20 protein-coding genes are annotated in these 17,346 nt (G+C 36.7%); 11 read left to right on the forward strand and 9 right to left on the reverse strand.

Translation table 11 applies throughout. The features are described 5' to 3' along the window. Positions 1 to 182 precede the first annotated feature (182 nt). Complete coding sequence (locus tag Q1K34_RS14720) at positions 183 to 704, forward strand: shikimate kinase (protein ID WP_300440476.1); 522 nt, start codon at positions 183 to 185, stop codon at positions 702 to 704. Here Q1K34_RS14720 and Q1K34_RS14725 read toward each other — a convergent pair. The 3 genes from Q1K34_RS14725 to Q1K34_RS14735 are packed head-to-tail and all read right to left on the reverse strand — an operon-like array spanning position 696 to position 2,175. Beyond that, positions 696 to 1,196 carry a phosphoribosyltransferase family protein gene (locus Q1K34_RS14725; protein WP_300440479.1) on the reverse strand — a complete coding sequence of 167 codons (501 nt, stop codon included), beginning with the start codon at positions 1,194 to 1,196 and terminating at the stop codon, positions 696 to 698. The genes Q1K34_RS14720 and Q1K34_RS14725 overlap by 9 nt on opposite strands. Before the next feature lie 3 nt (positions 1,197 to 1,199). Continuing rightward, the gene (locus Q1K34_RS14730; protein WP_300440482.1) at positions 1,200 to 1,781 is read right to left on the reverse strand and encodes a methyltransferase domain-containing protein; all 582 of its coding nucleotides are present in this window, start codon (positions 1,779 to 1,781) and stop codon (positions 1,200 to 1,202) included. Then, positions 1,768 to 2,175, reverse strand: coding sequence for a S4 domain-containing protein (locus Q1K34_RS14735; protein ID WP_300440485.1), 408 nt, complete (start codon positions 2,173 to 2,175; stop codon positions 1,768 to 1,770). The genes Q1K34_RS14730 and Q1K34_RS14735 overlap by 14 nt, the downstream gene beginning before the upstream one ends. An 80-nt stretch (positions 2,176 to 2,255) precedes the next feature. Here Q1K34_RS14735 and Q1K34_RS14740 point away from each other — a divergent pair, with 80 nt between their 5' ends. Then, positions 2,256 to 3,215, forward strand: coding sequence for a hypothetical protein (locus Q1K34_RS14740; protein ID WP_300440488.1), 960 nt, complete (start codon positions 2,256 to 2,258; stop codon positions 3,213 to 3,215). Between the two features lie 543 nt (positions 3,216 to 3,758). On the opposite strand, the gene Q1K34_RS14745 is transcribed toward Q1K34_RS14740, so the two are convergent. Further along, positions 3,759 to 4,538 (reverse strand): hypothetical protein, encoded by a 780-nt coding sequence (locus Q1K34_RS14745; RefSeq protein ID WP_300440490.1) that lies wholly within the window; start codon positions 4,536 to 4,538, stop codon positions 3,759 to 3,761. A gap of 71 nt (positions 4,539 to 4,609) precedes the next feature. Continuing rightward, positions 4,610 to 5,314, reverse strand: coding sequence for a class I SAM-dependent methyltransferase (locus tag Q1K34_RS14750; RefSeq protein ID WP_300440493.1), 705 nt, complete (start codon positions 5,312 to 5,314; stop codon positions 4,610 to 4,612). Here Q1K34_RS14750 and Q1K34_RS14755 point away from each other — a divergent pair. Then, entirely contained in the window at positions 5,314 to 5,808 is a 495-nt protein-coding gene (locus Q1K34_RS14755; RefSeq protein ID WP_300440495.1) for a YkgJ family cysteine cluster protein, read from the forward strand. The genes Q1K34_RS14750 and Q1K34_RS14755 overlap by 1 nt on opposite strands. Here Q1K34_RS14755 and Q1K34_RS18055 read toward each other — a convergent pair. Together Q1K34_RS18055 and Q1K34_RS14760 are read right to left on the reverse strand one after the other, a co-directional pair. Then, positions 5,805 to 5,996 carry a PLDc N-terminal domain-containing protein gene (locus Q1K34_RS18055; protein WP_367183339.1) on the reverse strand — a complete coding sequence of 64 codons (192 nt, stop codon included), beginning with the start codon at positions 5,994 to 5,996 and terminating at the stop codon, positions 5,805 to 5,807. The genes Q1K34_RS14755 and Q1K34_RS18055 overlap by 4 nt on opposite strands. Position 5,997: 1 nt before the next feature. Beyond that, positions 5,998 to 7,233, reverse strand: coding sequence for a DUF1343 domain-containing protein (locus Q1K34_RS14760; protein WP_300440498.1), 1,236 nt, complete (start codon positions 7,231 to 7,233; stop codon positions 5,998 to 6,000). 6 nt (positions 7,234 to 7,239) lie between these two features. On the opposite strand from Q1K34_RS14760, the gene Q1K34_RS14765 reads away from it, so the two are divergent. Both Q1K34_RS14765 and Q1K34_RS14770 read left to right on the forward strand, forming a co-directional pair. Beyond that, positions 7,240 to 8,472, forward strand: a complete 1,233-nt coding sequence (locus Q1K34_RS14765) for an FtsX-like permease family protein (protein ID WP_300440501.1) — start codon at positions 7,240 to 7,242, stop codon at positions 8,470 to 8,472. A gap of 83 nt (positions 8,473 to 8,555) precedes the next feature. Next, the gene (locus Q1K34_RS14770; RefSeq protein ID WP_300440503.1) at positions 8,556 to 9,563 is read left to right on the forward strand and encodes a cysteine synthase family protein; all 1,008 of its coding nucleotides are present in this window, start codon (positions 8,556 to 8,558) and stop codon (positions 9,561 to 9,563) included. A gap of 111 nt (positions 9,564 to 9,674) precedes the next feature. Here the strand turns inward: Q1K34_RS14770 and Q1K34_RS14775 are convergent, their stop codons facing one another. Then, positions 9,675 to 10,049: a hypothetical protein gene (locus tag Q1K34_RS14775; protein ID WP_300440506.1), complete on the reverse strand. Its 375-nt coding sequence runs from the start codon at positions 10,047 to 10,049 to the stop codon at positions 9,675 to 9,677. Then, positions 10,046 to 10,294 carry a hypothetical protein gene (locus Q1K34_RS14780; protein ID WP_300440508.1) on the reverse strand — a complete coding sequence of 83 codons (249 nt, stop codon included), beginning with the start codon at positions 10,292 to 10,294 and terminating at the stop codon, positions 10,046 to 10,048. Before Q1K34_RS14780 ends, Q1K34_RS14775 begins: the two co-directional genes overlap by 4 nt. Before the next feature lie 157 nt (positions 10,295 to 10,451). Between Q1K34_RS14780 and Q1K34_RS14785 the strand changes: the two genes are divergently transcribed. The 6 genes from Q1K34_RS14785 to Q1K34_RS14810 form a co-directional block, all read left to right on the forward strand. Further along, positions 10,452 to 11,144, forward strand: a complete 693-nt coding sequence (locus Q1K34_RS14785) for an SGNH/GDSL hydrolase family protein (RefSeq protein ID WP_300440511.1) — start codon at positions 10,452 to 10,454, stop codon at positions 11,142 to 11,144. Positions 11,145 to 11,195: 51 nt separating this feature from the next. Next, entirely contained in the window at positions 11,196 to 12,479 is a 1,284-nt protein-coding gene (locus tag Q1K34_RS14790) for a DUF2851 family protein (protein WP_300440514.1), read from the forward strand. 9 nt (positions 12,480 to 12,488) lie between these two features. Next, positions 12,489 to 12,719, forward strand: coding sequence for a PspC domain-containing protein (locus Q1K34_RS14795; protein WP_300440517.1), 231 nt, complete (start codon positions 12,489 to 12,491; stop codon positions 12,717 to 12,719). 426 nt (positions 12,720 to 13,145) lie between these two features. Beyond that, a complete protein-coding gene (locus Q1K34_RS14800) occupies positions 13,146 to 15,227 on the forward strand; it encodes an amino acid carrier protein (RefSeq protein WP_300440520.1) in 2,082 nt (693 codons plus the stop codon). Between the two features lie 7 nt (positions 15,228 to 15,234). Then, entirely contained in the window at positions 15,235 to 16,098 is an 864-nt protein-coding gene (locus Q1K34_RS14805) for a helix-hairpin-helix domain-containing protein (protein WP_300440523.1), read from the forward strand. A 91-nt stretch (positions 16,099 to 16,189) separates the two neighbouring features. After that, the coding region (locus Q1K34_RS14810) for an acyl-CoA dehydrogenase family protein (RefSeq protein ID WP_300440526.1) at positions 16,190 to 17,346 on the forward strand (1,157 nt) is incomplete at its 3' end.

Consider the following 17,346-nt stretch of genomic DNA (forward strand, 5'->3'; position numbering starts at 1 on the left):
AACCCAGGACCCTCTCCTTAAAAGGGAGATGCTCTACCAACTGAGCTACCAGATCAATAAAAAAACATCCGTCGTTTTGCGAATGCGGGTGCAAATATACATTCATTAATTTATTTTTCAAGCCTAATTTGGTATAATTTTATCATAGTTTTGCCTTTCACTCATTTTAAGCAAATTAAGCAATGAAAATTTTTTTACTGGGATATATGGGTTCTGGGAAATCTTATATTGGAAAACGATTGGCAGCAAGAAATAATCAGAAATTTATAGATTTTGATGAGGAAATTGAAAAAAGAGAAAATTTATCTATTTCAGAGATATTCGAGAAGCGGGGAGAGGTCTATTTTAGAAAATTAGAACGGCAGGTTTTAAAAGAAATGATCGGTCTGGAAGCAGATGCAGTAATTTCCCTGGGCGGTGGTACTCCCTGCTACGGTGATAATATGGAACTTATCAAAGCCAGTGATGATATCTTTTCTTTTTATCTGAAATTAAATATACACAGCTTAACCGAAAGGCTGAATGCTGAAAAAGAGCATCGCCCAATGATAAGTCATCTGCACGAAAAAGAGAAACTTGAAGAATTTATCCGAAAGCATCTTTTTGAAAGAGGTTTCTACTATAATCAGAGTGACCGGGTGATCGATTGTAATGATAAATCTGTAGAAGATATAATTGCTGAAATTCAGGCAGTATTAGGATAATTCGACCCTTTCTTTATTTTTTTCAAAAATCACTTTTACCGTTTCGCTAAGGGAAGTAGAAAGTGAAATTCCCTTAAAGTCTGCCTTTACGGGGTACTTTTTATGGTTTCTATCTACAAGTACTGCCGTTTTAAATTGTTTTAAGGGGACCTCTAGAAAATGTCTGACTCCATAAATTAAAGTGGTGCCTGAATTCAAGACATCATCTACAAGGATGATAGATTTATCCTGATATTCTTGCGGTGCAAGAGAAGTTTTAATGGGGTCAAGAGGTTTTTTTTTATTGATTTCGACCCTGCAAAGCCTGATGTTCAGAGGTGAAATATCTGCAAGTTCTTTTTGTAGTTTTTCAGCAAGTAAATATCCATTTTTTGCAATTCCCGCAATGATAATCTCTTTCTCCTCCACATTACTCTCGTAAATCTGATACGCGATTCGGCGTATTTTATGCCTTATTTGCTCCTGGTTTAATATTGGATGATGATCTTTCATCTTTTATTTTTTATGGAAATTAAAAAACAATTCTGTTCCCTTTCTCGGTTTAATGGAGTTGTAACAAGTCTCCAAAATTTTTATTTTGAAGTACGGGCTAAAATACATTAAATATTCTTCTTTACTGCCTCCATAAGGCGGTCCGTCTGCTTTCAATTCAAAATTGAAAAGAACACCGCAAATCCTCCCCTCAGGTGTTAGTAATTCTAATGCTTTTTTTGCATAATCTTCTCTTCGATTTACTGGTAGAGCACAAAAGAAAGTTTGTTCAAGAATGAGATTAAAATGATGTTTCACTTCAAAAAAATCACCCAGGATAATTTGGGATTCTGGAAAACCTGGCAATCTTGTTTTAAAGTTTTCAATGGGTTCTTCGGTTATATCACAAATCCAGACATTTTTAAAACCCTTTTTGAAAAGATATTCTGCCTCATAGGAGTTGCCTGCCCCGGGTATTAGAATTTTCAGATCTTTATTTTCGAGTTGATCTATATATTCTTTTATGGGCGTAGAAATATATCCAATGTCCCATCCTGTATTTCCTTCCTGATACCTCGAAGACCAAAATTTACTATTCTTTGTCATTCTCCGGTTTTTCTTTCACTTCATCGCTGGCATTCTCAAACCAGTCGTCTATATCCCGACGGTCTTTCTTAGTAGGCCTTCCGGTGCCTTTTTTACGGTAGTAATCTTTTGAATATTTAAGTAGGTCCAATTTCTCAAAGGCTTCTTTCGGGGTGATATCATGAACATATAGATTAACCAGTTTAGCGCCAACCCGACTTTTAGGAAGATCGAGGATTTCAATTTCATAATTGATCTGGTTTTTTCTTACCCGTAATTTATCACCGGGGAAAACATCTTTAGATGGTTTTAAAATTTCATCTTCAAGCCTTACTTTGCCTTGCTTACAGGCATTCGTGGCAATGCTCCTGGTCTTAAAATACCGCACACACCATAAAAACTTATCAACTCTCATAATTTGACCTCTAAATCAACGTTCAATATTCAACAAAAATACAAGATTATTGTATCTTGCGGCTCCAAAATAAATTTCTGATGAGAATAAACAAACTTTTATTGATTGGCCTTATGGCTTTTCTTGTTTTTTCATGTGATAATGATGATGATAATGGTATAACTGTAGATCCGCCAAGGGACAGGGGAGAGGTGGCTCTTGAAAATGATCAGGCTTTACTGGATTATCTTTCTACGCATTTTTATAATTATGAGGAATTTGAAAACCCTTCCGAAGATTTTAATTATGTGGTGAAATTCGATACAATTGCTGGAGAAAATGCAGATAAATTACCAATTATTGAATCTGATAAACTCCTCACTAAAACTATTAATAACCAGGGTGTAGATGAGAAATTATATGTTCTTAAAATTAGAGAAGGCGTGGGTGAGAAACCAAAATTTACAGATTCAACCTTTGTTACCTATCAAGGACAGTTACTTACAGAGGATGTGTTTGATTCCAGCCTTAAATCTCCAGTTTGGTTTAGCCTCGTTTCTTATTTCGTAAGAAATGTAAACGGATCTCTAGCTCCCGTAGGAGGAGTTATAAAGGGCTTTAGTGAAGGGCTTCAGGAATTTGGCGGTGCCAGTAATTTTAGTATAAATCCCGATAATACTATAGAATGGACCAATGATTTTGGAGTAGGAGCGATATTTATTCCTTCTGGGTTAGGTTATTTTAATAATCCTCCTTCAGTGTCCATTCCGGCCTACTCGCCACTTATTTTCAAAGTTAATATGTTAAGGGTGAACGAAGCCGATCATGATCGGGATGGCATTCCTTCTTACCTTGAAGATCTGGATGGGGATAAAGATGTCTTTAATGATGATACCGATGAAGATGGCTTACCTAATTATTCAGATTCTGATGATGATGGGGACGGTACTCCCACAAAGGAAGAAATTACTTTGAATGAAGATGGGAGTATAAATTTCATCGATTCAAATAGCGATGGAACACCAGATTATTTAGATCCAGATTTTTTTAAGGAACAATAATCATACTTAAAATTAAAAAAGAGGCTGTTTAAAAAGTCCTTATTTCGTCAAGCTGTCCCGAAAGCTTTCGGGATTGATTCAGCTTCTAACTTATTTTGATTTCCAATAAGTAAAGGTTCTGAAATAAATTATCATTAAGATATTTTTGAAATTAGTAATGATAAAGTTAAATACTTAATCTTAAGAGCCTCCATTTCCCCGGCCTATCGAAAATTTATCGTAAAATTTGAAGTGCAAGCACCGTGAAATTTTAGGCTGTTTGAGCTAAACAAATTATCTATAAAAGACATATCTCAATGGCGAGTTCCTAAAATTTAGGTGCTGAACGATAAATTTAGATAGAGTTTCGTAAGCCTGGATTTTGAATGCATCCGACGACCAAAGGGAGAGGAATGCAGAATTTTTCATCAATGGAAAAAATGAACAAGTATCTTAATAAAATATGTCAATTTCCTACGCCAGGTAATTTTTTTATCATGGGTCTCAGGATGACGTTTTCTCCACTTTCTAGACAGCCACTTTTAATTCTTTCTTTTTACAGAATTATTTACCTCCTACAGATTGCAGATCCTGCAAGCAGGCATCATCTAAATTAGGAATTCCGCCACCATCAATTACATTCACCACACCGCTTCCAAATTCTATGGAAGCTCTCATAAGGCAGCCTTCCACAACACAATGTCCTTCATTTTCAGGGTCTTCATGATCTGTAACCGGCTCGGTGCCTAAATCTACAAGACCAAATAAATGGCCAAATTCATGGTTCAGCGTAGCTGCTTCAATAGTAGCCCTGTCTGGAGCTCCGGCCCTACTGGCAAACTCTCTTATAGTTCTTTCATAAATAACCATGGAAGTATTTCTAAAGGCTGATCCCAATACAAATTTTTCATTGGTGTCTTTCTCATTGCTCCCATCGGCAAAATAGATCCAAACGGCTATTTCATCTCCAACATTATAAGCGGTACGCTCTTTTTTTTCTATATCTACAATTTCTTCAATGGAAAAAGGAGCTTTTCCTGAAGAGTTGACGGCTCTTAAATTTATTTGAATACCATCGGGTTTAAAAATCCTTCTTTCCAAAAAATTCCTGAATAGGTTAATGCCTTCATCAGTTGGTCTATTTCCTTCTACATACACAATTTCAATATTCATGGAAGTGAACATGACATCGCTAAGCAAATCTGAAGCTGAAGAACCCAGGCTTTTAAGGTTTGCAGTACGATCTACTCCACCGCTGCCCGGTTCTTCATTGCTATCCCTGGAACAGGAAATCGTAAAACCAGCTATAAGTATAAAGAGTAGTAAATTTTTAATTCTAAGCATGATAATTGGTGTGAATTATGGCAAAAATAGGAAAAATAGTGACTTAGCGCTTTTTCGGCTGCTTTAGAAAATTAATGTTTCAATTTTAAAGCAGCTAAATAATCATAATTATCACCAGTTTGCAGGATATCGCATTCAAAACCATTTTCTTTGGCATATTTTTTTAAAAGTTCAGGATCTATATAAAGCCATTTGAAATTGTCTGACTGAAGATTTTTATAGCTTATACTGAATTCAAATTCTCCATAATACTGATCGGTTTCCGATATATCTTCATCAAAAAGATAGATAAGATCTGAAGAATCCATTAGAATTTGTCCGTTTTCAGTTAAAATAGATCTTGAATGCTCAAAGAAGTTTTGAAGGTTTTCTAATTCCCCAATGATCCCACTTCCATTCATAAGCATAAGTATAGTGTCAAATCTTTCATCTTTTAGTTTAAAGAAATCTTCCTGCTGAACATTTTGTAAACCTCTTAGCCTGGCAATTTCCACGGCTCCTTCAGAAGTATCAATCGCTTTAACTTTTAAATTTCTATGCTGCTGGAGGTACAATGAATGGCTTCCGGCCCCACAGCCTACATCCAGGACTTCTCCTTTACATTCATCTAGGGCTTTTTGCTCTATAGGAGGCATTTCAGTAAAATCCCTAAAGAGATATTCCACAGGGATAATATCATCATCAAAATCTGGAGAGTGGACGATAATTTCTGTTGTATCGTTTTTGTTATAAAATGCTTTGATAGCCGTGCCGAATATATCCTTATTTTTGTCCAATGGAAGAAATTCTTAAAAGTTTGCCTGATAAGGCCAAAGATAAGAAGAAGGAAAATAGGAAGTTCTTTTCTAAGCTAAAGAAAAGACCACCGAAGCATCTTGATACGCTTATGATAGAACTCCATGAAGAGGAATTTTCCAGAACCGATTGCCTTAGCTGTGCAAATTGTTGCAAAACTACCGGGCCTTTATTTACCCAAAAAGATATTGAAAGGATAAGTAAACATTTTAAAATGAAACCTGGCGATTTCATCGATACCTATTTAAGGCTGGATGAAGAGAATGATTTTGTCCTGCAACAAGTTCCCTGTCCATTTTTAGGAGTAGATAATTATTGCTCAATATATGACAAAAGGCCTAAGGCTTGCCGGGAATATCCGCACACCGATAGAAAAGACTTTCATAAAATTTCTAATATTACGATTCGAAATACTGCGGTATGTCCCGCCGCCTATAATATTGTAGAAGAAATGAAAAGAAGGATTAATAATTAATCCCGGCTATAATCTGAATTAAAATATAGCGTAGCACCTAAAAAAGGGACTATAATCATAACTAACATCCAAATGCTTTTAGCTATAAAATTTAATTTGCTCCTAAGGAGGTGAGAGATCATTTTTATGGTAAATCCAATAGCTAAAAGGACCACGGCAATTACAAAAATCTCTTTTGCTTCAATCATGTTACGGATATATCAAGTATTCTGCTCTTTTATTTCTAAACTTTTCCAGGCCTTCTTTCCACGAATCTTTTATTTCCTGAAAGGATTTTCCATTTTCAATCTGTTTCTGAAGTATTTCAGTGCCTGCAAGTTTAGTAAAGAATGAGTTGAAGAATTTATTTTGGTCTTCCGTATTTTGATAAGCCTGTATAAGCCATTCCAGATTTAAAAAATCTAGTTGACCCTCTTTAGTAAGATCCCTTCCGAAGCATTTTTTATTTTCATGTTTAGGGTATTTCGCACCTTCCATTGATTTTGGAATATAGGTATAGTCATACAAATCCTCATCCAGAAAAGGAGATCCAAATACCTGAAATTGATTGGTAGTTCCGCGTCCTGCATTTACATTGGTACCTTCAAAAAAGCACAAACTGGGATATAAATTTATTGCCCGGTCATTGGGCAAATTAGGGGAGGGTTTAACAGGCAAAGAATATTTTTTAGAATGATCGTAATTCTTCATTTCAATGATCTTTAAATCACACTGAATTCCGTTTTTCAACCATTTTTCACCATTGATCATTTGGGCATATTCAGCTATTGTCATACCGTGAACCACAGGTATGGGATGCATTCCTACAAAACTACTATGTTCAGGTTCCAGAACAGGACCGTCTATATAATTTCCATTTGGATTGGGGCGGTCTAAAATGAGTAGTGGAATATTACTTTCTGCACAGGCTTCCATGATATAGTGCAGAGAAGAAATGTAAGTATAAAACCTGGCGCCCACATCCTGAATATCAAAGATCATTAGATCCAGATTTTCTAAAGAAGCCGCTGAAGGTTTTTTATTATCACCGTACAGGGAAATCACAGGAAGCCCGGTTTTTGGATCTATTCCATCTTTTACAATTTCACCGGCATCGGCCGTGCCCCTAAAACCATGTTCCGGAGCGAAAACCTTTTTTATATTTATGTTAAGGCTCAAAAGGGAATCGACCAGGTGGGTATAATTAGCTTTTTTAGATTTGATTACGGAAGTTTGATTTCCAACGATTCCAATTTTTTTGTTTTTGAGAAAATCTAGATAAGCTTCCGTTTGATTTGCTCCGGTGATTATTTCTGAAGATGTATTGGCTTTTTTATTTTCTTCAGTTTCCTCCTGGGAATTTTCGGGTTGGTTGTTTGTGTTTCCGCAGGAAAGAATTCCTATAAAAGAGAATAAAAATGTACTTTTGAGCAACCTCTTAATCATAAGCTATTGAATTTCGAGTATTTTGTAGTAAAGCGCCTAATAAGCACTAAAAAGTATAAAAGTAGCATATCTGCACCTATAATAAAAATAGCAATTACCGCAATTGCCATTGGTGTGGTGATGATGCTTGTGGCCTTCGCAACCGGCCTAGGCTTACAGGAAAAAATAAGGGATAAAATTGCGGCTTTTAACGGGCATATTAATATTTCCAGTTATGATAATAACAGTTCGAAAGTATCCTTGATTCCAGTTTCTACAGATCAGGATTTTTATCCTGAATTTACTTCTGTTGAAGGCATAAAACATGTGCAGGCGGTTGCTACAAAATTTGGGGTGATACGAACTGAAGATGATTTTGAAGGTGTCATCGTAAAAGGTGTAGGGAAAGATTATAACTGGGAGTTTTTTGAGGAATTTCTTTTGAAAGGAGAGCTTCCTGATTTTTCAGAAAAATTAAATGATGAGATCCTGATTTCCCACTATTTGGCCAACCGACTTCAACTGAAAGTCGGGGATAAAGTTCCCACTTATTTTCTTCGGGAAGATAGTGAACGTCCCCTGGCACGGGGTTTTGAAATTACCGGGATTTACGAATCGGGATTTCAGGAGTTTGATGAAATTTACGTGATCGCAGATTTAAGGCATATTCAGCGGATAAATAATTGGGAAGATAATGAAGTTGGGAATTTTGAGGTGTTTGTGGAAGATTTTAATGAACTGGATGAAAAAGGAAACGAAGTTTATGAAAATACAGGCTCTTTTCTCGATACTGAAACTATAAGTCAGAAATATTACTCCATTTTCGAGTGGCTTTCTTTATTCGATTTTAATATCGCGCTTATCATAGCAATTATGGTACTGGTATCCGGGATCAATATGATTACCGCTTTACTGGTTTTAATCCTGGAGCGAACGCAGATGATTGGAATTTTAAAAGGACTTGGTGCGGGTGACTGGAGTATTCGAAAGATATTCCTATACAATGCAGGTTATTTGATTATTCTTGGGCTATTTTGGGGTAATTTAATAGGAATTGGGATTTTGGCTTTACAGAAATATTTCAAGTTAGTGCCACTGGATGCCCGCACTTACTATGTCACCGAAGTTCCTGTTTATCTTAATTGGGACTATATTCTTGCCGTGAACCTTGGAACCCTGGTTCTTTGCTTATTGATGCTGTTAATTCCTTCTGTAATTATTTCCAAAATTTCTCCGGTAAAAGCGATTAAGTTCGAGTAAAAATTCCGACGAAGATATAAGCAGGTATAATCCTTGGTATTAGGCTTGAGGATTTTTTACATTTGCATTCTTAAAATTTGAAAATGGAATACGTTGAAAATATATTAGGTACTATAGGAAATACTCCTCTGGTGAAAATGAACAGGATAGTGGAGGAGATAGATGCCCTGGTACTTGCCAAATATGAAACCTTTAATCCAGGGAATTCAGTAAAAGATCGGATGGCGGTGAAAATGGTGGAAGAAGCTGAAAAGCAGGGCTTGCTTAAACCCGGAGGGACCATTATTGAAGGTACTTCAGGAAATACCGGGATGGGATTGGCGCTGGTAGCTATTGTGAAAGGTTATAAGATGATTTGTGTGATGAGCGACAAGCAGAGTAAGGAAAAGATGGATATCCTGAAGGCTGTAGGAAGCGAAGTGATTGTATGTCCTACAGATGTGGAGCCAGATGATCCCCGTTCTTATTATTCCACTTCTAAAAGGCTTGCTGAAGAAACGCCAAATTCATGGTACGTCAATCAGTATGATAATCTGGCAAACCGCCAGGCACATTATGAAACTACAGGACCTGAGATCTGGAGACAAACAGATGGTAAGGTGACGCATTTTGTGGTAGGCGTGGGAACCGGAGGAACTATATCTGGTGTTGGGAAATATTTGAAAGAACAGAATCCGAATATAAAAGTTTGGGGAATAGATACCTATGGATCTGTCTTTAAAAAATATCACGAGACAGGTGTTTTTGACGAAAAGGAAATTTACCCGTATGTTACTGAAGGAATAGGTGAAGATATTTTGCCAAAAAATGTAGATTTTAAGGTGATAGATGGCTTCACCAAGGTAACCGATAAAGATGCTGCGGTTTATACCCAAAGACTATCAAAGGAAGAAGGTTTCTTCCTGGGTAATAGTGCCGGTGCAGCTGCAAAAGGTTTACTTCAGTTAAAGGATAATTTTAAGAAAGATGATGTGGTAGTGGTATTGTTCCATGATCATGGTAGCCGTTATGTGGGGAAAATGTATAATGATGAGTGGATGCGAAAAATGGGTTATTTAGAAGAGGGCCATACAGAATCGGAGATTTCGTAATATTTTGATAGTTCCTTTTTAAATAATCTGAATATTAGGTGATAATTTTTTAGAGATTAAAGCCTTCTCGGATAGATTCTTAATAACAGAATTATTAAAGATTAAAAGCTGCTATTTCAATGCAGCTTTTTTCTTTCCTTTACCAATATACTGCAAGAGGTAAAAAAAAGTTGCACCGGTAAAATACATGAGCAAATCTAAAAAATCTGCCGTGTACCGGGCCACAAATAGGGGAAGTAAAAATTCAAAATAGATGCTGTAGAATGTGCTAAGGCAAAGAATAATCAGGAGGCCCAATTTTAGCTCCTTATCCTGTTTTAACCACTGCGCTATTATAAGGCAAATTCCCAGTACCACGGGCATACATAGGAAATCCTTTAAATAATGCCTTGTCCAGCGGGGCAGGTTAACATGGAAATATCCCGAAAATTCTATAACGAAAAATAGAAAGCAACAGAGGGTGAAAAAGATCCAGAGTGCCTTCATACCGCAAGTATGGAAGCTATGAATGCCAGGATACCTCCTATTACCAGTATGACCACTCCAATTGCGTAACCCGATTTTGCAAATGCTCTGATCACTAGGTTGGGATGATCTCTCAGGGATTGTTTGGTCTTTTCTTTTTTCTGCTCATTTTTAACGCTTGTTTTCCCGCCGGGTTTAGATAAATTTGCTTCCGGTTTTTTAAGAGCACTATTTTTGGAGATATTTGAGTTCTGAGGATTAGCCATGATTTCCTTGCTTTTATATAGAAATATAGGAAAAAGACGATTGAAGATAAAAGCCTTATGAATTATTACGACAGCTTTAACTTTTTTATCAGATAGTTAGAAATTTGATATAATTCTTTCAAATTAAATTCTCTATTTTGTTACTCAAATTGATAATATGAAAAATCTATACTTTTTGTTTTTAAGCCTTTTATTTTTTTCCTGTAGCTCTACGGTAGACAGCACGAATAATCAGGTGCCAGAAGATCCGAAACTCACCTATCTCGCTTTGGGTGATTCTTATACTATTGGAGAGAGTGTAATGGAAACTGAACGCTGGCCGGTACAACTTGCCGAGCAACTTCGGGATAGAGGTTATAAAATGGCTGCACCTAAGATTATTGCGAAAACGGGATGGACCACCGAAGATCTTTTGAGAGGGATGGAGAATGAGTTAAATATTCAAAGGGATTTTGATCTGGTTTCTATACTTATAGGCGTAAATAATCAATATCAGGGAAAGCTAATTAGCGAATATGAAGAAGATCTTAGAACGATTTTTCGAAAAGCGGTAAATCATTCTAAAACTATGGAAAAGGGAGTTTTTGCAGTAAGTATTCCAGATTATGGGTATACGCCTTTTGGTTCGGCTAATCAGGAAGAGGTAAGTGCGGAAATAGACAAGTTTAATGAGGTATTTAGACGAGTTGCCGACGAATTTGAGGTGCCATTTTATAATATTACCCCAATTTCCCGCGAAGCAAAAGAGAATCCAGAGCTGGTGGCCAGTGATGGACTGCATCCAAACGAATTGATGTATCAACTGTGGGTAGATCAAATAGTGAATCAGGTAGCAGAAAAATTACCTTAATAATTTTGATATAGCCTAATTTTCAATCACTTAAATTAATACATTTAATGGGTGAAAGAAGACTTGTTATATCATTTATGGAAGTTTCAGAAATTTAATACTGAAAATCTAAAAACTTCAGAAGGAGAATCTTTAAAAGTACTTCATCCCGGTGTTCAAAATGAACTATCGGGACCAGATTTTTTCACCTCGAAAATTCAAATTGGGGATCAGCTATGGGCTGGGAATGTAGAAATGCATTTGAAATCTTCTTATTGGTATGATCATCGTCATGAAATTGATTCCACCTATGATAATGTGATACTTCACGTGGTTTGGGAACATGATGCGGAGGTATACAGAAACGATGATTCTATAATTCCAACGCTTATTTTAAAAGACAGGACTGATCCTGAAATTCTCCAAACTTATCATATTCTTTTAGAAAAAGATCATCTTAAGATAAACTGTGAAAATGATTTTGTTGATTTTTCAAATTTTCTCATGGAGCACTGGCTGGAACGCCTTTTCTTTGAGCGTTTAGAAAAGAAATCTGAGCTTATCCAGCATCTTCTGAATAAAACCGGAAATAACTGGGAGGCCGTTTTATTTATTCTTCTTGCTCGCAGTTTTGGATCAAAGATCAATGCGGAAGGTTTCATGGCTATGGGACTTAGTATAGATTTTAAGATCGTGCAAAAATTATCCCGGCATCCATTTTCTATGGAAGCACTTTTTTTAGGGCAGTCTGGTCTTATTAAAACTTTAGATCAATATGGGTTGAAATTAGAGAAAGAATATGCTTTTCTGAAACATAAGTTTAAGCTCGAAAATGAGTTACTTCAAACCCAGCAATTTTTCAGACTACGGCCAGATAATTTTCCAACACTAAGATTAGCCCAGCTTGCTGCTTTATATTCAGCAAACCACAATCTTTTTCATGATTTGATGCATGCAAAAGATGTAGGGGAAATCCATGATCAATTAGATCTAGATATTTCAGAATATTGGAGAAGCCATTACAGTTTTGGAAAAGATCATTCAGAAAAAAATAAAAAACTGAGTTCGGCATTTGTAGATCTTATCATCATTAATTGTATAGTACCAATTAAACATTCTTATTCCCGTTTCATGGGCGAGGAAGATGAACAACCTATACATGACCTTATCCATTCAATAAAAGCTGAAAAAAATTCCAGGATCAGTCTATTTAATAGATTACGGCCAAAAACGGCTTCAACAGCCATGCATTCGCAGGCGCTATTGCATTTGAAAAATAACTATTGCGATTTAAATAAATGTCTACAATGTGAATTGGGTGCTTCATTATTAAAGAAATCTCCAAAATACATTTAAATTTGTGCCATGACCACTTTCGTCTCCAATATAAGATATTACCTGGAAAAGCATGGGTTCTACGTTTCTACCAGGCTGGCAGATAAACTGGGAATGCGCGCTAAGAATGTTAGATTGTTCTTTATATATGCTTCCTTTTTTACTATGGGAGCTGGTTTCATAGTATATCTTACCCTTGCTTTCTGGTTAAAATTAAAAGATCTTATTTATACAAAGCGAACTTCAGTCTTCGACTTATGAGAAGACTGGGAGATTCTAAAATTAAGCTTGCCGTAGGAATACGATAATATGAACATGGAATTAATCTCCTTCTCCAGGATATGTGCAGACGCACTTTATAAAAGAACAATTGTCTAGACCGATATACGTAAAAATCCAGTTGCTCTTTTATTGGGTATATATCACCCTCAGGTACTTATGTGAATCCAGAACCTTCTTTAAAGTTAGAGAAAGAATCTATACTTTTTATGACAGGAAAACCGGAGCAAATAGAGATTCTGAAAAATAGTATTCGGTAGAGTATTTTTTGTTAACAGCCTGGCTCAGGCGTGAAATTATTTTTAACAATAAATTCACAATTTAACGGCTAAAAGTTTGAAATAGCCTAATTTTTTAGCATATTCACCCGCTGAAAATTTAACTTCAAATAAATAACTTAAAATCTATATGAGAAAGTATTTGCTTTCAATGTTCTTTTTATTTTCAATTTTTGGATTGTCTGCACAAGAACTAGACGTAAAGGCTAAAGTGGGGAATCCCTCGAACATCATCAACGACGGATTCATTTCACTGGATGTGACCGGAGGAACACCTCCCTATACTTATAAATGGTCTAACCAGGGCACTGCACTTGACTCTCAAAAATCTGAGAATCTTACTGAAGGTATCCCTTATACCGTAGTAGTGACAGATAGTGAGGGAAATACTGTTGAAGAGTCCTATACAGTTGAAGCTGAAGCGATCACCGAGCACTTCAATGGTACTTTTGTACCCATCGTAAATAAAATGGATGCCATACTATTTTGGGATCCTTTTACAGCGATCGGAATTTATGATCCTGTGGTTTATGCAGATGTAAAGAATATAGGGGTTCCAGATTGGAATGCTGATGTTCAGGAAAAATTTACTCTTTCTCAATGGCTTGCTGAAGAAGGATCACATGTTAACGAAGGGGATGCTATTGCGGTGATTACAACCGGAACTGGCAGGGAGATTGAAGCAAGGGCTGAGGTTTCAGGTACTTTAGAGCATACTGTTGAAGAAGGAGAAGTAATTTGGAATTATCAGAATACTCAGGATCTTATTGAAACTGGAGCGCATTACTTTGCTCAAATAGAATACGATGAGCCTGTAATCCTTACTCATCCAAATGGGGATCCTCAAAAGCATAATATTCCTTTTATTGTGGTTTGGCTGATTTTTGGAGCGGCTTTCTTTACAGTTAAAATGGGCTTTATCAATTTTCGCGGATTCAAACATTCTCTTGATCTCGCTAAAGGAAAATACGATAATCCTGATGCTCCGGGTACCATTACACATTTTCAGGCACTTGCTACAGCTGTTTCGGCCACCGTTGGACTGGGTAACATTGCCGGTGTAGCCGTTGCTGTTTCTCTAGGAGGGGCAGGGGCAACTTTCTGGATGATCATTGCAGGTTTAATTGGGATGTCATCGAAATTTGTGGAATGTACACTGGGTGTGAAATACAGATTTATAAATTCTGAAGGCCGTGTATTTGGTGGTCCTATGAATTATTTAAGATACGGACTTGAAAAAAGAAATATGAGGGGGCTGGGTAAATTCCTGGCAGCCTTTTTTGCCATATTAGGAATCGGGGCTTCCTTTGGAGGAGGAAATATGTTCCAGGCAAATCAGTCTTTTGAAATATTATCTGGACAGTTTCCAGGCCTTGTAGGAAACGGATTCTGGTTTGGACTTGTGGTCGCAGTACTTGTAGGTGTTGTGATCATTGGAGGGATTAGCAGTATTGCGAAGGTAACCGGTAAGATTGTTCCTTTTATGGCTGCTGTTTATGTCCTGGGGGCACTTACAGTTATTGCTATAAATATTGAAAATATAGGTCCTGCTTTAAATGCAATTTGGGACGGGGCTTTTAATCCTACTGCTCTTAAAGGTGGAGTAATAGGAGTTCTAATTGTTGGATTCCAGCGTGCAGCCTTCTCGAATGAGGCGGGTGTTGGATCGGCTGCTATTGCTCACTCTGCCGCCAAGACAAATCATCCACCATCTGAAGGTTTCGTGGCATTATTGGAGCCATTTATAGATACGGTGGTGGTATGTACCTTAACTGCCCTGGTACTTATTTTTACAGGTATGCATGAAGTTACGGGTATAGGTGGAGCCCAATTGACTTCTGATGCTTTTGCAAGTGTGATCTCCTGGTTCCCTTATGTACTGGCTGCAGCAGTTTTCCTTTTTGCATTTTCAACTATGATCTCCTGGTCTTATTATGGAATGAGAGCCTGGACGTATCTTTTTGGAAAGAGTAAAAAAATGGAGCTTATCTATAAATTATTATTCTTAATATTTGTAGTAGTGGGAGCTTCTGTGAGTTTAGGAGCCGTGCTGGTATTCTCAGATATGATGATCCTGGCAATGTCTTTTCCTAACATTATTGGATTGTATATTATGTCTGGAGAAGTTAGAAATGATCTTAAAGAGTACCTCGTTAAACTAAAAGGAGGAGATCTTTATAAAGCCCAGAGGGAAGCGAAAAACGCTGCCTGATTTAAAAATGAAATTTCTAAGATCCCATTTTGCGCTTTCCAGAAGTCAGCAAAATGGGATTTTTGTTTTGGTAATATTGATCATTTCCTTTCAGGCCTTTATGTTTTTCGATTTTTCTTCTGAATCTGAATCGAACCATATTGATCAGGTTACCATAAAAGAATTTCAAGAACGGCTGGATTCAATAAATCAGGTTTCTAACCGGCATAAGGATACCATTTATCCCTTTAACCCGAATTATATTTCCGATTTTAAAGGCTATCAGTTAGGAATGTCTTTAGAAGAAATTGATCGTCTCCTGGCTTTTAGAGAATCAGGCAAATGGATCAATTCTGTAGAAGACTTTCAGAAAGTAAGCGGTGTCTCAGATAGTCTGCTGAAGAAAATAAGTCCTTCCTTTCGTTTTCCGGAATGGACCCAAAAAAGAAATTCAGTAAATATTCAGCAGAAAGATGCCCGACCTGTAAGTGCTACTTCAGATTTGAATTCGGCAAGTGCAGAAGATTTAAAATTGATCAATGGAATAGGGGAAGTGTTGTCTCAAAGGATTGTAAAATACAGAACCAGTATTGGAGGTTTTCTTTCAGCTATTCAGCTAAATGATGTATACGGACTTACTCCTGAAGTTATTGCCAGGATAAATGAAAATTTTGAAATAAGGTCTAAACCTGATATTGTTATAAAGAATCTCAATTTGATTAATGAGGAAGAACTGTCTGAAATACCTTATTTTTCAAGTAACCTGGCTAAAGAAGTAATTAAGTTTCGAACGCTTTACGAGGGCTTTTCTTCTTTTGAAGAATTATCAAAAATCGAGGCTTTTCCTTATGATAAAATCGATAGAATTAAATTATATTTGGCCATAAAGTGATTTCCGGGCGTTTTTAGGCCCTAAATTCAAAATACTATAATTAGTAATGTTGTTGGGAAAATACAGCAACAGCTTTAATACGATATATATAATGAGTAGATATTTTACTGAGGAACATGAATTATTTAGGAAAAGTTTTCAGGAATTTTTGCAAAAAGAAGTGGTACCTCACATAGAAAAATGGGAAGAGACCGGAACCATAGAACGTTTTATCTGGAAGAAATTCGGTGAGATGGGATATTTCGGTTTAAACCAACCAGAGAAATATGGCGGAATGGCATTAGATCTCTTCTATACTGTTATTTTCCTAGAAGAACTTCAAAAGATAAACTCTGGCGGATTTGCTGCTGCGATGTGGGCTCATGCTTATCTGGCAATGACTCATCTAAAAGTAGAGGCGAGCCATGATTTGAAAGAAAAATATCTCACTCCTGCAATTGAAGGTGAAAAAATTGGCTGTCTTTGTATTTCGGAACCTTTTGGAGGATCTGATGTTGCCGGGATGAAAACTACTGCAGTAAAAAAAGGTGATAAATACGTAATAAACGGTTCAAAAACATTTATTACGAATGGTGTTTATGCAGATTTCTATGTAGTTGCAGCTAAAACTGCTCCGGAGAAAGGAAATAAGGGAATGAGTATTTTCCTTGTTGATAAAGAATTTAAAGGGATCTCTGCTACCAAATTGAACAAATTAGGCTGGAGGGCGTCAGATACAGCTGAGCTCGCTTTTGATAACGTAGAAGTGCCTGAAGATTATCTTTTAGGTGAAGAAGGGAAAGGTTTTAATTATATCATGCAGCATTTTGCGATGGAAAGATTGATTATGGGAATAAACGCCCATGCCAGATCTGAATTTGCCCTGGATTACGCGATGGGGTACATGAAAGAGCGTGAGGCTTTTGGTAAAACTTTGGATAAATTTCAGGCATTAAGACATTCCCTTGCGGAAATGCTAAGTGAGGTTGAGGTAATCAAGGAGTTTAATTATGCTACCGCACAAAGGTTAAATGACGGGGAATATGTTGTAAAAGAAGCAAGTATGTCTAAGTTACTGGCTACCAAAATCGCTGACGAGGTGATGTATAAATGTCTTCAAATGCTTGGTGGTTATGGTTATATGGAAGATTATCCTATGGCGAGGATGTTTAGAGATAGCAGATTAGGCCCAATAGGCGGTGGAACTTCTGAAATTTTAAAGGAAATTATCGCCAAAATGGTGATCGATAAAAAAGAATATAAGCCAGC

This window comes from Christiangramia sp., from assembly GCF_029937855.1.
In the GTDB taxonomy this organism is placed as follows: Bacteria; Bacteroidota; Bacteroidia; order Flavobacteriales; family Flavobacteriaceae; genus Christiangramia.

Excerpts from the sequence above, each read along its gene's own strand:
- Q1K34_RS14720 (WP_300440476.1), top strand. The coding sequence starts at position 183 with ATGAAAATTTTTTTACTGGGATATATGGGTTCTGGGAAATCTTATATT.
- Q1K34_RS14725 (WP_300440479.1), bottom strand. The coding sequence starts at position 1,196 with ATGAAAGATCATCATCCAATATTAAACCAGGAGCAAATAAGGCATAAA.
- Q1K34_RS14730 (WP_300440482.1), bottom strand. The coding sequence starts at position 1,781 with ATGACAAAGAATAGTAAATTTTGGTCTTCGAGGTATCAGGAAGGAAAT.
- Q1K34_RS14735 (WP_300440485.1), bottom strand. The coding sequence starts at position 2,175 with ATGAGAGTTGATAAGTTTTTATGGTGTGTGCGGTATTTTAAGACCAGG.
- Q1K34_RS14740 (WP_300440488.1), top strand. The coding sequence starts at position 2,256 with ATGAGAATAAACAAACTTTTATTGATTGGCCTTATGGCTTTTCTTGTT.
- Q1K34_RS14745 (WP_300440490.1), bottom strand. The coding sequence starts at position 4,538 with ATGCTTAGAATTAAAAATTTACTACTCTTTATACTTATAGCTGGTTTT.
- Q1K34_RS14755 (WP_300440495.1), top strand. The coding sequence starts at position 5,314 with ATGGAAGAAATTCTTAAAAGTTTGCCTGATAAGGCCAAAGATAAGAAG.
- Q1K34_RS18055 (WP_367183339.1), bottom strand. The coding sequence starts at position 5,996 with ATGATTGAAGCAAAAGAGATTTTTGTAATTGCCGTGGTCCTTTTAGCT.
- Q1K34_RS14760 (WP_300440498.1), bottom strand. The coding sequence starts at position 7,233 with ATGATTAAGAGGTTGCTCAAAAGTACATTTTTATTCTCTTTTATAGGA.
- Q1K34_RS14770 (WP_300440503.1), top strand. The coding sequence starts at position 8,556 with ATGGAATACGTTGAAAATATATTAGGTACTATAGGAAATACTCCTCTG.
- Q1K34_RS14775 (WP_300440506.1), bottom strand. The coding sequence starts at position 10,049 with ATGAAGGCACTCTGGATCTTTTTCACCCTCTGTTGCTTTCTATTTTTC.
- Q1K34_RS14780 (WP_300440508.1), bottom strand. The coding sequence starts at position 10,294 with ATGGCTAATCCTCAGAACTCAAATATCTCCAAAAATAGTGCTCTTAAA.
- Q1K34_RS14785 (WP_300440511.1), top strand. The coding sequence starts at position 10,452 with ATGAAAAATCTATACTTTTTGTTTTTAAGCCTTTTATTTTTTTCCTGT.
- Q1K34_RS14795 (WP_300440517.1), top strand. The coding sequence starts at position 12,489 with ATGACCACTTTCGTCTCCAATATAAGATATTACCTGGAAAAGCATGGG.
- Q1K34_RS14800 (WP_300440520.1), top strand. The coding sequence starts at position 13,146 with ATGAGAAAGTATTTGCTTTCAATGTTCTTTTTATTTTCAATTTTTGGA.
- Q1K34_RS14805 (WP_300440523.1), top strand. The coding sequence starts at position 15,235 with ATGAAATTTCTAAGATCCCATTTTGCGCTTTCCAGAAGTCAGCAAAAT.